Source organism: Leeuwenhoekiella marinoflava DSM 3653 (genome assembly GCF_900129005.1).
Lineage (GTDB): Bacteria > Bacteroidota > Bacteroidia > Flavobacteriales > Flavobacteriaceae > Leeuwenhoekiella > Leeuwenhoekiella marinoflava.
This window is the reverse complement of the sequence record NZ_FQUN01000022.1, coordinates 1-14,228: the sequence shown is the minus strand read 5'-3', so window position 1 is coordinate 14,228 and position 14,228 is coordinate 1. Positions and strand designations below refer to the sequence as shown.

Here is a 14,228-nt window from a genome sequence, read left to right as displayed (position 1 = left end):
CTATGAATAACATATATAGATTTTCAATTTTACTTCTCCTAACGCTAATAATATTTAGCTGTGAAGATAATTTAGAAATTGATCCAGAGCAAAGTATTGATGGCTCACAAGCATTAAGTTCAGAACAAAACCTGGATGCTTTATTATTAGGAATTTATCAAGAATCCGGTCAAGGTGTAAGTTTTGGAGGAGATATTCAAATTATGGCAGACCTTTTAGGAGCATCGGATCAAATTAGTTGGTTTGGTACTTTCGTGGCTCCAAGACAGCTTATACAAAAGAGTCTTCTAGTAGATAATACTTTTGTCAGAGATACTTGGTTTAATAATTATGAGAGCATTAATCAAACAAATTTAATTATAGACAACTTAGATATTATAACTAGTAGTGATGATAAAAAAGCTCAGGTTGAGGGAGAAGCTAAATTTCTTAGAGCGATCAATTACTTTGAATTAATTCGTCTTTGGGCTTTACCATATGAAGCAGGAGCTACTAATAATCAAGCAGGTGTTCCCCTTAGGCTTACTGGATATGAAGATTATTCACAACCACTTCCTGCTGAAAGAGCCTCTGTTGAAGAAATTTATGCTCAAATTTTAAATGATTTAGGTGATGCCTATACAAAACTACCTACATCAAATGGAGTTTTCGCTACAAAATATGCTGCTCAAGCTATAAGAGCTCGAGTTTATTTACAAATGCAAAATTATGCCTCAGCGAGAGATGCAGCAGATGATGTTATCGAAAATAGCGGAGCCTCACTAACTGAAAGTTTTGCAGGCGCATTTAATAATGATGCAAATTCACCTGAAGATATATTTGCTTTTCAAGTTACGAATCAGACTGGAGAAAGTGACTTTATTACGTTTTATGCATCTCAAGACAATGGAGGTCGTGGCGGTGATATTGTTTTAAACCCTGACTACTTTGCACTATTTCCAGATGCTGATGATGAACGTGCGAACTACTCATATATTGGTGATTATGGTGATGACCTAACCGGAAAATACACTAACCAGTTTGCCAACATTCCATTAATTAGACTTGCTGAGATGTACCTTATACGTGCTGAAGGAAATATTATTGAAACCACCTCAATAGGCCAAACTCCTGAAGAAGATATTAATATGTTACGCCTGAGATCAGGTGCAATAACAGTTACAGCACCATTAACTCAGGATGACATTCTACTGGAACGTCAACTTGAACTCGCTTTTGAAGGTTTTTTACTTCACGATCTTAAACGAACCAAAAATGATATAGATGGTTTACCATATAATGATCCGACTTTAGTATTACCTATTCCTCAAAATGAAATGGACACCAATGATTTAATTGGAGATAACAATCCAGGCTATGGTTCTTAAATGGTATTAAAATACCTAATAAAAAAGTCATCCCAAAAGGATGGCTTTTTTTATTCCATACATTCAAGCAGCTCCTCAAAGTAATCAAATGCTTTAAGAAGTCTACTCCCATACCAACTAAAATACTCACCGTCCACGCAAAGGATTTTTGCATCTGTATATTGTTGGAATTGTGCTATATGCTTTTTTTTAAAAGGAAAAGGCTCTGATGACAACAAGACTAATTCCGCCTCTTTTAAATCAGTTATTTTGATTTCCGGGTATCTACTCTTTTCACGCTCAAAGATGTTCTTAAACTGTAATTCTTTTAAAAGTACATTGATAAAATTTGCTCCTCCCGCAACCATCACCGGGTTATTCCAAATCAAGTAGGCAACCTTTTGAGCAGGTCTTAAAAGTACTCTTTTCTGAAAAGCATGTCGTTTTCCAGATACTTCTTCAATTAGATTTTGTGTTGAATTTTCAATCTGAAAAACCTTCCCTAAGTCTTTAAGAAATGCATAAAACTCTTCAAAAGTATTGATATCTGAAACATAAACCGGAGCTATTTTCCGGCAAGTTTCTACGATTTCAAGCGTATTCTCTTCTTTATTACAAAGAATAAAGTCCGGCTTTAATTGTTTGATTTTATCTAAATGAATAGATTTTGTGCCACCCACAACCTGTTTTTCTTCACGAAGGTTCTCAGGATGCACGCAAAACTTAGTAACCCCCACAATATGCTCACTCAGATCTAAATCTACCAAAAGTTCTGTAAGACTTGGCACTAAACAAACTATACGCGTAGGCGGCTTTTGAAGTGAAATAACATGACCCAGTTGATCTTTCATAGACCAAAGCTAAAGGTTTAAATCAATTTCTGAAGATGTACAGCCATTTGTTGCTGTAATTTTTGAGCTTCGGTAGCTGCGGCTTCAGCAAAATTTTCACCTGCAGAAGCATATATAATTCCTCTTGAAGAGTTTATCAATAACCCGGCAGTTTCAGTAGCTCCATATTTAAAAACAGCATCCATACTTCCTCCCTGTGCACCTACTCCAGGCACGAGTAAAAATGCTTCAGGAATTATCTGACGAATTTCAGCTAAAAACTCAGCCTTTGTAGCGCCTACAACATACATCAGTCGGTCGCTGTTTTTCCAAGACTTAGAAGTCTTTAAAACTTTTTTATACAATTCGGTATCTCCCACTTTCAAAGTTTGAAAATCAAAAGCTCCCGGATTTGAAGTCAGCGCCAACATTATTGTAAATTTTCCTTCAAAAGCTAGAAAAGGTTCTATAGAATCTTTACCCATATAAGGAGCTGTAGTCACAGAATCAAAGCCTAGATCTTCAAAAAAAGCTTTGGCATACCTGCCAGAGGTATTCCCGATATCTCCACGTTTTGCATCTGCAATCGTAAAAACATCAGGATAATTTTCATTCAAATAGTTGATTGTCTTTTCTAGAGATTGCCAGCCTTTAATACCGTAAGCTTCATAAAAAGCTGTATTGGGTTTATAGGCAACAGCAACGTGATGTGTTGCGTTTATAATAGCCTTATTGAAAGCAAAAATGGGATCTTCCTCCTGTAGTAAATGCTGAGGCACTTTTTCTAGATCAGTATCTAGGCCTACACAAAGTACAGATTGCTTTTTTTTAATTTGTTCAAAGAGGGTATTGGCGTCCACGTAAAAATTTATTTTTTTAAAGTTTAGATAGTATCTCCTCCTTCGGCTAATTTTTCGGTATTGCTTACCAATTGTAATTCATCAATAATACGCTGAATATCTCCGTCGATGATATTTGACAAATCGTATAAGGTAAGGTTGATACGGTGATCTGTAACACGCCCTTGCGGGTAGTTATACGTACGTATTTTTGCACTACGGTCACCACTAGTAACCATAGACCCACGCTTCAAAGCATCTTCTTCTTGTTTCTTAGCAAGCTCCATATCATAAAGACGCGAGCGTAATACTTTAAAAGCCTTTTCCTTATTCTTATGCTGAGATTTCTGATCCTGACATTGCGCTACAAGTCCGGTTGGCTCATGCGTTAAACGCACCGCCGAATAAGTCGTGTTTACCGACTGACCACCTGGGCCAGAAGAACAGAAATAATCTATACGTACATCTTTAGGATCGATTTCTACATCAAACTCTTCAGCTTCCGGAAAGACCATCACTGTTGCCGCACTGGTATGCACACGACCTTGAGTTTCGGTTTGTGGAACACGCTGAACACGGTGAACTCCGGCCTCAAAACGTAAGGTTCCGTATACATCATCACCGGTAACCTCAACTTGGATTTCCTTATAACCGCCACTGGTACCTTCACTATAATCTATAGTACTGGTTTTCCAGCCTTTGCTCTCGCAGTATTTCATGTACATCCTATACAAATCTCCTGCAAAAATACTTGCTTCATCGCCACCGGTTCCCGCCCGAATTTCCATCACGGCATTTTTAGCGTCCTCAGGATCTTTAGGTACCAGCATAAATCTGATTTTCTCCTCAAGTGCCGGTAAAGCTCCTTTAGATTCTTCAAGCTGAAGTTTAGCCATTTCCGTCATTTCAGGGTCGCCACCATCTGCTATGAGCTCTTCTGCTTCTTCTACTTGCTGTGTATATTGAATGTATTTCTCACGCTCATCCATAAGAGCGCGTAAGTCTTTGTATTCTTTATTGAGCTCTACATAACGCTTCTGATCTGTGATTATATCAGGTTGAATAATAAGATCGCTTACTTCGTCAAAGCGTTGTTTTATAAAGTTTAATCGTTCTAGCATGTGAATTTTTAATTGCTTGCGAATTTACGCAAAAAATAAGGGTTATGTTGGATATTTTAATATAGGAATAATACAACTATTAAGAATTGTAAATTGAATTCAGCTGAACTCGAAATGCATAAAAGTATTAGAATTAAGCCTCCTTATTGTATTCATCCTCTTTCTCGCGTAACTCATGACTCACCCCATAGTTTATCAATAAGATTAACCCTGCCAAATAAAAGAATCTAACAAAAAGGAATAGGTAGAAAAGATCTGCATAATATGCAAAATTACTCAACACATCAGAAAGCATAAAAGCAAAAACACTAAAGCAAAATATCAGAGCTCTCAAACTACCTAGCCTGTAATAATAGTAAACAGCCATAAACAAAACGATTATAACACTAGTACCCAGGACATAAAAAAGAATGGTGTTGAAGTATTTTCAAAATAAGGCTCTACAGCAGTTTCTAAATTGTACAGAATAAAAAAACTGGCTATAGCAAATAACACAATTGATAATACTGAAGGATATTCAAAACGATACTGTTTTAGATTTCTAAATTGCTTAAAAGTTAAGATCAAATAAGCTATTAACCCAAAGCTGAAATAACTATAAACACCTAGCGGAGTCTCATACACCAGAACAGCACAATCCCTTATTATAAAAGAAACCAGAATAAGGATTAGAAGTCGGCTGTATTTAGGTAATAAAAAAATATAATACAAAACCAAAACAAGCGAAGATGCTAATCGAACCCCTCTGGACTCAAAATCTGATAAATAGAATAAAGCACATGCATTACAAACAAAAAGAAGTCCCCCTACAACCGTAAGGTTATTTAAAAACGATCCTTTAGCGCTGCTCAATTTTAAACGCTCTGCTCTAGTCATCCCCATACATATAATTTAAAACCCTGAATTTTACTTTAAAACAAGTAAAATATTCTTATACACACTGAGGTAAATTCTTATTCTTTCAAGACTAAAAAATCTGCTTGCTCTAATTCAGCTCCTTCCACATTCATACCAAAATTGGCAAGCAGTGCCATACTCACAATAAACAAACTTCTATCAAGATAATAGAAATTATTCATTTCATTAAAATAAGCAAGACAAGCTGCAATATCTGAAACTACAAAACCAAAAACCGTAAAGATAAAAAGCAGCGAACGCATACTATTCAATCTATGATTATAATAGCAGGCTGCTAAAACTAACAATATTAAAGAAACACCATAACTGTAAAATAGTATAAGTTCAAATTGAGTTTCTAAATTAGCTTCTGCTAAATCCCCTAGTAAAAGTAAGATGCTCCCCGTAGCTACAACTAAAACAAAGGTCAATAACACTGTGGACCATTTGATGCCATTTTTGAGATAAGGAATTCTGTCAAAAAAGAGTAACAAATAACCTATCGTAGCCGAAGCCATATACAATTCTGCGCCCCAAATTTCTTCAAAAAATTGATATCCTACATCTCTACTTATAAAAAACAAAAAGGCGAGTAGGAGAAAAATACTCTTTACGTGTTTTTTATACAGATAATAAATCACTAAAGTACAAAGTGAGATTAACCGCACTAATCTAAAAAATTCTAAATCAAAATTGTACGTCACAAAAAAATTGACCACTAAAAGCAATGCAGCAACCCATTCTAAACGTAAATATTTATGTAGTTTTTTCCTCAAAAGATTCTGCAATCTATCTTTTCATAAAGACTAAATTTAACTAAAAACCTCAAAATGAGGTCTATTAAAAATCTACAGAATATACTATTAAATTAGAAACTTTTAAGCATAACTTATAATCATAAACTGCTCATCTCTAATAGCAGTCCATCTTAACCTGACCCCGTTTTTGATAAAAACTTAAGCTGTTAAGGTTATAGTTTTCGCAAATTACCTGAAGGGCCGCTACAACTTCTTTCTGCATTATGATAGAGCCACAAATCATTAGAACAGTTCCCTGCTTTAAAGCATTTGAAAAGATATAATGATCTTTTGCTATTAAATCTTGTACATAAATTTTATCATCAGATATTCTAGAGTAAGCAGGAATAAATGTACTTAAATAACCACTATCTAATGCCGTTTCAATTTGTGATTTATAAAGACTATAACTTCTTTCATTTTTTCCTCCCCAATACAGAACAAGATCTTTTTTAGAATGATTATCTGCCATCATTCCTAAAAACGGAGCAATACCTGTACCTGTTGCAATCATTATTGCCTTTTGAGATTTCTTTAAATGAAATTCAGGATTTCTAACGCGAACAGCACTTAAAGACTCCCCAACATTTAAATTATTTAAATAATTAGAACAAAGTCCAAATTCATGTTTCTTGATACTTAAAAGTAATTGGCCTTCTAAATTCTTTCCGATAGAGTACAAACGCTCATGCGAATCTTTCTCTGGATAAATAGCCAACAAATCACCAGGCTTAAATTGCACAGCCTTCTCCGGCTCTAATGCTACTAAAAAAGTACCATCAGGACTATCCTCTGCTTTAGTATTAGTCATTACCTTAAACTTCTTAGGCTTCTTACGCGGCTTAGTTACTAAATTGTCTCGAGGAACATCAAGTGCCAAACCAAGTCGTTCTCCCCATTGATCAACCCATTGATCAAATGCTTCCCAAGATTTATTGTTTATGGTATAAAGCTTTAAAAGCTCTTGTGCAGAAGTACATGAGCTTAAGGCTTCATCTACATCAAAAGCAAATTTGCAATAACTGGGGTATGCCAAAGACCCAAAGCCTACAACACTATATTTAAAGTTTTGATCTAAACTCGTTTTTTGAAGCTGACTAATAAATTTTGAAGCATTAGCTGGGGGCTCTCCAGCTCCATAAGTAGATGTGAAAATAACCAATTGCTCCATTTTGGAGAACTTCTGATATTTATCCATCTGAGTTAAGAATACTTTTTTATCTTTTTTGAGAAGCTCTTTGTAAAAAAGACTTCCAAAAGACAAAGTACTTCCCGTCTCAGAACCTACCAGAACGACAATTTCGCATTCTGATGCTTTATATTTGTTTTTGATCTTACCCTGACGACGCATAAAGGTCATCTTAAAGCCTGAGTAAATGAAGAATACTATACTCACACAAGCCGCTGCAAGTACTAATGACCAGATAACACTACCTCTTCCGGTATGTAAAACCGTACTGTAATGAGACATCATATTTACAAACGGATACGATAACTCACTAATGACTTCACCCGTAACTTGATTAACAAGTATCTCTTTATTTTTTAAACTGATTTTATAAGGGTCTTCTGCATCTGGACTAAACGGAAATTCTATATACCTAAGGTCGGCTAGTTTTACATTTCTCAACGCCGGAAATTCAACTAATGATCGTTGCGGACTATCTTTTATTGAAGTATAATCTACATCATGACTTAGGATTACCTTAGGTAGGATTTCAAAACGCTGCAAAGAAAGGTAAACACCTGTAACGGTTATTATAAGGATAGGTACAAGAAGTAATCTGCCTAAATAAATATGGTAGTACGAATAGAAGTTGTCCTTTATAACACGATTAAATAAGGCTCGAATACCCTGTTGACGTTTGATAATCAATACGAGCCCGGTTATACTTATAAGAAATAGCAGGAAAGAAGCTAGCCCTACAAAAAATCGCCCCGTACTTTTAAGAAATAGACTTCGGTGTAAACTGGTTGCAAACTGAAAAATAGCAGCTTGTTTTTCTATTTCCGCTACCTTTTTTCCGGTAAGTGGGTTGATATAGAAATCACCACTATCGCCTTCCATACTCAACACAGAAGCTTTAACAAAGCCAGACTCATCAATTGCTACACTTAAAACTTCGTCATAATTTGACTTAAGTACCTCTATTAATTGAGTTACCGGAATATTCTTTTGACCCTCACTATAATCTAATACTGCGTGATTTATAGGTTCAAAAGCAAGTATAATACCAGTCAACGATGCAACAAGTATGAATAAAAAAGAAGATACAGCCAACACCAGATGACTGTATCTCCACAATGATAATATCATAAAAACTAGTTGCTAGCCATTAATCGCACATATCTTATATACCCGTTACCCGGAAACTTACCATTTAGGTTCGCTTGGTCTAATGAAATCAAAAGATCATCTTGATGATACTTTTGATCTTCAACGGCTGTCTCAAATCTCAACTTATAACCCTTGCCCACTTTATCCTGAGCGATTTTAAATATCCCTACACCACGACCACCAGCACCTACTGTTGCTCCCGCAATACCGTCAATATTTTCGTTTTTCACTTTTTGCTGATCCCACCACCCAGTAAGATCAGGATACCACTCTTCATCATCACCTTGAACTAAAAGCGTCTTTTCATATTTACCTTCCGGATTAATTAGTGATACAACAACGTATGCTCCTTCTCCACTGTAGTTTGTAAGTTGAATCAAACACTTAAAAGTGGTCTCTGTTACATCTTTTTCTACGAAAGAAAAAAGAGTAAAGCAGAATAATCCTAATAAAATGGTTTTTAATCTCATAATTTTAAATGAATTGTATACTATTATTTTAAAAACTCTAAACTCGCTTTACTCCTCGTTAAAATTTCATTTTCACTGGCAAGATCATAAATACTCTCACCAAAATCTGTCGTAACATTAGTATTTGCACCTTTAGACACAAGGAGTTCCAAAATCTTAGTATCGTCTGCTCTTAAGGCTGCTAATTGCAATGGAGTATTACCATCTGAATCAGCTTGATTTACATTGATATCCAGATCTAATGCCTTTTTAGTCAATGCTAAGCTGTTCTTTTTAACAGCAAGTAAAAGCATGTTTTCCTGATTCTCCTGAGTTGCTGCAAAATCTACACCTTCATTTTTAAGAAGTTCCATTTTCACATCAAAATCTGCTGCGCTGCGAGGATTATACGCATTAACTAAATAATACATTAAAGTGTTTCCATTTTCATCAACAATACCTGCATCTGCGCCTTGAGCAATTAGATAGCTCACAACTTCTGGAGAATTCCCGGCAACAGCCATAGTTAAAGCAGAAACACCCTCTTTATTAGTATGATTGATATCTTTTGATTTTTCTTCAAATAATTTTACTACCTCAAGATCATTTCTTGATGCTGCATAGATTAATGGGGTATTCCCGTCACCATCTACAGCTAAAGGTTGTACTCCTTTTTCTAAGAAATAATTAAAGATGTCCATATCCTTATTTCTACCGGCAAGAATGTGAAGCGGATTAGTCCCGCTTTTTGTAGTAACGTTTACCTCAACACCAAGATCTTCTAAATACTTAAATACGGATAAAGAACTAGAACCACGACGTGTTCCTTGAGCAGCGAAAAGAATAGCATTTCCTCCCTCATCGTTCTTCACCTTATGATCAATACCCTTTTCGATAAGCGTATTCATCATCTCTATGTTACCTGAGCGTGCTGTATAGATAAAAGCATTATTTCCTTCAGCATCAGTATCATTAAGTGACAAACCTTTAGACTCAAAATAATCAACCATTTTAAAGTCTTTTTGACTAGGAAGGTTTAGCAAAAGTGCGTTTGCCCCACTATGATTTTTTTCGATCTTAGGATTAGAGCCTTTAGTGATTAAATAATCATAAATTTTAGTATCAGCAACGCCTGCGTTTGCTGCAAAATTAAATACAGAATACCCATGATTATCTATCAAGTCCATTTTCGCACCTGCATCGGCAAACTTTTTAACCAGAGCATAATTACCACGATACGCAGCCCAAAAAATATAAGTACGACCATCGTGTGTTAATTTGTTTACTGAATTGCCTTTCTGGTCAAATAAATACCCTACAACTTCAACCGGAGCATCATTGAGTATGGCAAGTACAACAGGATCAAAATTGTTATTATTAAGTTCTGAAGGATCATTGCCTTCTGAAACTGCTCCCTTAACATCTTCTAAAGAAGGCTTATTACTCCAGAAATCTCCAGAAAGTAATTTGTTAGAATCTTGAGCATTTAGTGTCAAACTAAAAAACACTGCAAGAGTTCCAAAAAAATATCGCACTAATTTCATTACTTATTCTTTTTTAGATTAATTATAAATAGTGAAGCAAATGTAATTATTTTTTGGGTTTATGTCTGATTCTTAATTGAATATTTTGCTCTTGCTCTCTAAGAATATCAACCAATACCGACAAGATTACAGTACCATAATTTTCTTTTGTTTAAACGAAGCTTTTACAGTCTATGCTATGCTGCCTAAAAATGTGCTCAAGAACTGAAACTTTTAAATTGTTAATATCAACTCCATCTTGATGGGCCAGATAGAATTTTAAATCTTTTTTATTCTTCAAAGCTTCTGCTGCTATACCATAAATAAGGATCCAAAAGAATCATCAATGACATCCTTTATCGAATCTATAGTAACCTGAGCTGTCAATATATTATATGCTGAGAATAGAAATAGGTAGAAATAGTTTACGGGACGTTAATGAACGTCCAACTTCAGAATTAGATAGGGGGCGTTTAAAATCAATTAAAATATACTTCAAGTTCTTTTATTTTATTCTTGGCAGCACCGATCTCAAAAGTTGGGGTATTCATCCAAGCTCCTGAATGGTCTGTAAATTGTTCTTCTAAATCCTTACCTCCTATTTTCAGATCAGATTCTACAGCTTTGAATTCAGGATTGCTATAATAAGGGATGCTCAACCATTCTTCAGGTGAATAAGAGATATAGAAATGTTCTGAGATCATATTAAAGCCCCAGTATTGATTTTCAGATAAATCAAAACCCCTAAACTTTTGAGCTACTGTTTTAAGGTAATTGGTAATTTCAAGTCCGTTATGCGTGCTTTTAGATGTCATTTCAGAAAGATAGGGTACCTCATTAATATATCTAAATGCCAGACTGATTTGACCAGGCGTACTTTTCGTAAAGGGGTTTGATATGAGTTCATCGGTTTCATAGGTTGCTTCTAAGAGCTGCAAGCTAACACCATTAACCACCACAGCGCCTTTTAGTTGATTATCATTAAAACCTACTTTGTAATATTTAACGCCATTATTAATATATGTGGAATCTAACTGATAATCAAATCTGGAATGATACCTCTTAGATAATGGCCCATATTCCTGAAATCTTCGATAATTGTTTTCATTATTTGAAAACCCAACATAACTCAAATCTAAGCCATTCCTTTCCTGAATAGCATTTTCAAGCAGTACCTTAAACCCTGAAGCAACATTAGAAATACGTGATTGTTCAGGAAAAAACTTATAATTTGAAAATAGAGCTGCGTCTTTACGTTGACCCATAAAAATAGAATAGCCTCTGCTTTCATTAAAAAAAACATATTCCCCTTCAAGAATTCCAGTTTCTCTAAAATAAGACTTTGCGATATGTGGCTCTTTTGGTTTATTTTGCGCATACAGCTTGTATACCCTTTTCATAAGCTTAGTTGCATCTATTTGATCTTTACGACTAACAATAACGACTTCAGCGAGGGCAACTTCATCATCTTTCAGTTTAATAACCCTGTCACCTGTCAAAAAATCTGCTATTGAGATTTTTAATACTTCATAGCCCAAATGTCTTATTTCCAAACTATCACTTGGGGAAGCGGTTAGATAAAAACTAAATTCACCCGTATCATCCGCCTCAAAACCAAGAGATTTATTGGGATATACAAGTGTTGCTAAACCCAAGGGTTTCAAGGTTTCACTACGTACAACCTTTCCTTTCAAGAGGACTGTTTCTTGAGCGTATGTGGCTGGTGTCATCCACGCGAATAATAATAAAAACAGGATTGAATGTTTGATCATAATTACGCATTGTTTGATTTAAAGTAATCCATACCTGAATATAGAAAAAAAACTTCGAGAACAACCGATGAGTAAAAAGCCGCGTACAGAAAGACGCTTAATTATTTAAGCAACGTTTTTTATTCCGTAGCCTTGCTTTTTATCAAGTCAAGTACAAAGTCCATTTGAGTGTCTTTTTGGTTTATATAATCTTCATAATTCTGTGAAACTTCATAATCTGGAATAATTCCCCTATTATAAATTTGATTCCCTTTTTTAGGAACATCTTGCTCCAGATTGACTACTGAAAAGAATGTCTCGATTTTAGATTTAGGTAAGATATAGCCCAATGGCGTATGTCCGTTATGTCCGTAGTAGCCGCCCATTGTCTCTTCTCCGATCACTCTTGTGTTTTCATTTCCTGATACCATTGCAGCAAACAAACTTCCTGCCGAGGCAACTGCCGGACTTATCAAAAGATAGCTGTTTCCCGTAAAAGCATTTTTGTTGGGTTCTCTTATTTTATGGTCATCGCTCAACGGTCCTTGGTAAAAACGATTACCTTTTGCTAAATAAAAGTCTTCCTGAAACATTTTATTGTATTTTCCGACACCCAACGGTCTTAAAAATCTTGGGATTTTCGTATAGGTGTATTTAAGGTAAGGGACTTTTTTAAAACTAATCCAAGCCTGTTTGTTTTCTTGGAAATTTCTTTGCGTCAAGTACGAATAAGTAACCAAATCATTTGGATCTGTTCCGCCACCATTTTGACGGATATCCACAATCAAGTGTTTAATATTTTCAGTTTTAATTTTAGAAAAAATACTATCGAGAAAAGCAAGATAGGTTTGGTGTTCTTCGGTAGTTTCATTTCCCATACTAAAAGTATAAACCGTTAAAACACCTGTTAATGAATCTATTTTTTCGTATTTGTATTTTTCGTCAGCCTTTAAGTCGACATAGTATATTTGGTCAAAGGCTTTAGAGTACCTGTTGTTAAAACGTTTGTAATATTCCGAATAACCAACACTTTTGATGGTCTTTTTTTCTTCTAGATTAGAAGTATGCTTTTTGAAACTTACCTGAAATTTCTCCTCTTGCCCATAATTGAATCTATAATATCTTGAAAAATGGGTTCTAATACCTATTCTTTTCCCCGTTATATTTTGTCCGTCAGTGGTGTAGTATTTGTAAAGGTTTAAAACAACTTCTGAAATAGGAACTCCATTTATTTCGATAATTTCAGAACCAAGCGGAATTTCATTGTTTTCATAATTGATAATCCATTTGCCGTCAATCCACTTGATGGGATATGGAAAATAGCCATAGCTCTCTCTTTTTAGGTTTTTCACATACCTCTCGGGCAAGCCCGTATCATTGTGCAAACTCCCCTCAAAATCGGTTAATTGACAAATGATGTTGTAAAAATCAAGATAAGTTGACGATTTGTCGATTTCTTTTTCAGCCCAAAGATAAATACTGTCTATTTGCGCTTCACTTCGGTATTTATAAAGCCCGGAATTGGCTTTAAGGCGTATGTTTTTGAATACTTCCAAATCTTTCCGCATTTTCTTTTGTGAAAAAGTATCGTCTATAGATTGGGCAAATATAATATTGGATATCGCAACAAAAAGAAGCGAGAAATAAGCTGTTTTTTTCATTCGGATTTAAAATTTTTCCAAATGTAGGTTTATACGAAAAGAGGCACTTGTATAATATTGGCAATTACAAAATTTCGATAAGATTAGCTTGAAATTTTTTTGGTGAAATACCGATATAGCGTTTAAAGGTTTTGGAGAAATGGGCTAAATCTGAAAAATTATATAGATAAGCTAATTCGGTGAGTTCTGAATTGGGCTCGATAAACGTTTTACAGGAAAAAATTTTCTTCATCAAAATATAGTTCATCGGTGTCATTCCCGTTGAAGTCTTGAATTTTTTGACGAATCCATATTTGTTGATATTTGCCATTTTTGAAAGCTCGTCCAGGCAAAACTTATTGTAGATGTTATCTTCTATGTTGCAAAAATCGGGCATAGTATACCACCTTCGCCGGGCTAAAGTGAACCACCTAAATCGGGTCAATGTGAGCCGTCTTCGCCGGGCCAAAGTGAACCACTAGAAAGTCGATTCTATTTGTAAAAAGTCAAATGTCTTTTTTTGCTAAAAAGACGATGGCCAATAAACAAATAGATATGCGAAAAGTAAAACAGATATTCAAGCTCTACAGCGAGGGCGTAAGCAAGCGGCAGATAAGTTCAAGGTTAGGCCTATCACGCAACACCATTAGCAAATACATTGCTTTTTTCAAGCGCTACCAGCTTACAGATTATGAGG

Annotated in this window: 14 protein-coding genes; 2 read left to right on the top strand and 12 right to left on the bottom strand. The window is 35.1% G+C overall.

Annotated features, from left to right (window positions below; genetic code table 11):
- Positions 1 to 2: 2 nt before the first annotated feature.
- On the top strand, positions 3 to 1,367 hold the full coding sequence (locus tag BUB91_RS17655) for a RagB/SusD family nutrient uptake outer membrane protein (protein WP_073100526.1): 1,365 nt from the start codon (positions 3 to 5) through the stop codon (positions 1,365 to 1,367).
- Between the two features lie 50 nt (positions 1,368 to 1,417).
- Here the strand turns inward: BUB91_RS17655 and BUB91_RS17650 are convergent, their stop codons facing one another.
- From BUB91_RS17650 to BUB91_RS21660, 12 genes are all read right to left on the bottom strand, one after another.
- Positions 1,418 to 2,197, bottom strand: a complete 780-nt coding sequence (locus BUB91_RS17650; protein ID WP_073100525.1) for an ABC transporter substrate-binding protein — start codon at positions 2,195 to 2,197, stop codon at positions 1,418 to 1,420.
- A gap of 17 nt (positions 2,198 to 2,214) precedes the next feature.
- A complete protein-coding gene (pyrF, locus tag BUB91_RS17645; RefSeq protein ID WP_073100524.1) occupies positions 2,215 to 3,036 on the bottom strand; it encodes an orotidine-5'-phosphate decarboxylase in 822 nt (273 codons plus the stop codon).
- Between the two features lie 23 nt (positions 3,037 to 3,059).
- On the bottom strand, positions 3,060 to 4,136 hold the full coding sequence (prfA, locus tag BUB91_RS17640) for a peptide chain release factor 1 (protein WP_073100523.1): 1,077 nt from the start codon (positions 4,134 to 4,136) through the stop codon (positions 3,060 to 3,062).
- Positions 4,137 to 4,269: 133 nt separating this feature from the next.
- Positions 4,270 to 4,503, bottom strand: a complete 234-nt coding sequence (locus BUB91_RS20830) for a hypothetical protein (RefSeq protein WP_128759394.1) — start codon at positions 4,501 to 4,503, stop codon at positions 4,270 to 4,272.
- A gap of 11 nt (positions 4,504 to 4,514) precedes the next feature.
- The gene (locus BUB91_RS17635; RefSeq protein WP_073100522.1) at positions 4,515 to 5,018 is read right to left on the bottom strand and encodes a hypothetical protein; all 504 of its coding nucleotides are present in this window, start codon (positions 5,016 to 5,018) and stop codon (positions 4,515 to 4,517) included.
- Between the two features lie 71 nt (positions 5,019 to 5,089).
- Positions 5,090 to 5,809, bottom strand: coding sequence for a hypothetical protein (locus BUB91_RS17630; RefSeq protein ID WP_128759395.1), 720 nt, complete (start codon positions 5,807 to 5,809; stop codon positions 5,090 to 5,092).
- 136 nt (positions 5,810 to 5,945) lie between these two features.
- On the bottom strand, positions 5,946 to 8,147 hold the full coding sequence (locus BUB91_RS17625) for a PepSY domain-containing protein (protein WP_073100520.1): 2,202 nt from the start codon (positions 8,145 to 8,147) through the stop codon (positions 5,946 to 5,948).
- A gap of 5 nt (positions 8,148 to 8,152) precedes the next feature.
- Positions 8,153 to 8,638, bottom strand: a complete 486-nt coding sequence (locus BUB91_RS17620) for a DUF2271 domain-containing protein (RefSeq protein ID WP_073100519.1) — start codon at positions 8,636 to 8,638, stop codon at positions 8,153 to 8,155.
- A gap of 23 nt (positions 8,639 to 8,661) precedes the next feature.
- On the bottom strand, positions 8,662 to 10,161 hold the full coding sequence (locus BUB91_RS17615) for an ankyrin repeat domain-containing protein (protein WP_073100518.1): 1,500 nt from the start codon (positions 10,159 to 10,161) through the stop codon (positions 8,662 to 8,664).
- A 458-nt stretch (positions 10,162 to 10,619) separates the two neighbouring features.
- Positions 10,620 to 11,912 (bottom strand): carboxypeptidase-like regulatory domain-containing protein, encoded by a 1,293-nt coding sequence (locus tag BUB91_RS17610; protein WP_083558014.1) that lies wholly within the window; start codon positions 11,910 to 11,912, stop codon positions 10,620 to 10,622.
- Positions 11,913 to 12,031: 119 nt separating this feature from the next.
- Entirely contained in the window at positions 12,032 to 13,552 is a 1,521-nt protein-coding gene (locus tag BUB91_RS17605) for a S41 family peptidase (RefSeq protein ID WP_073100516.1), read from the bottom strand.
- Positions 13,553 to 13,616: 64 nt separating this feature from the next.
- On the bottom strand, positions 13,617 to 13,862 hold the full coding sequence (locus BUB91_RS21660) for a helix-turn-helix domain-containing protein (RefSeq protein ID WP_164917880.1): 246 nt from the start codon (positions 13,860 to 13,862) through the stop codon (positions 13,617 to 13,619).
- 179 nt (positions 13,863 to 14,041) lie between these two features.
- Between BUB91_RS21660 and BUB91_RS17595 the strand changes: the two genes are divergently transcribed.
- On the top strand, positions 14,042 to 14,228 hold a 187-nt coding region (locus BUB91_RS17595; RefSeq protein WP_317041360.1), incomplete at its 3' end, for a helix-turn-helix domain-containing protein.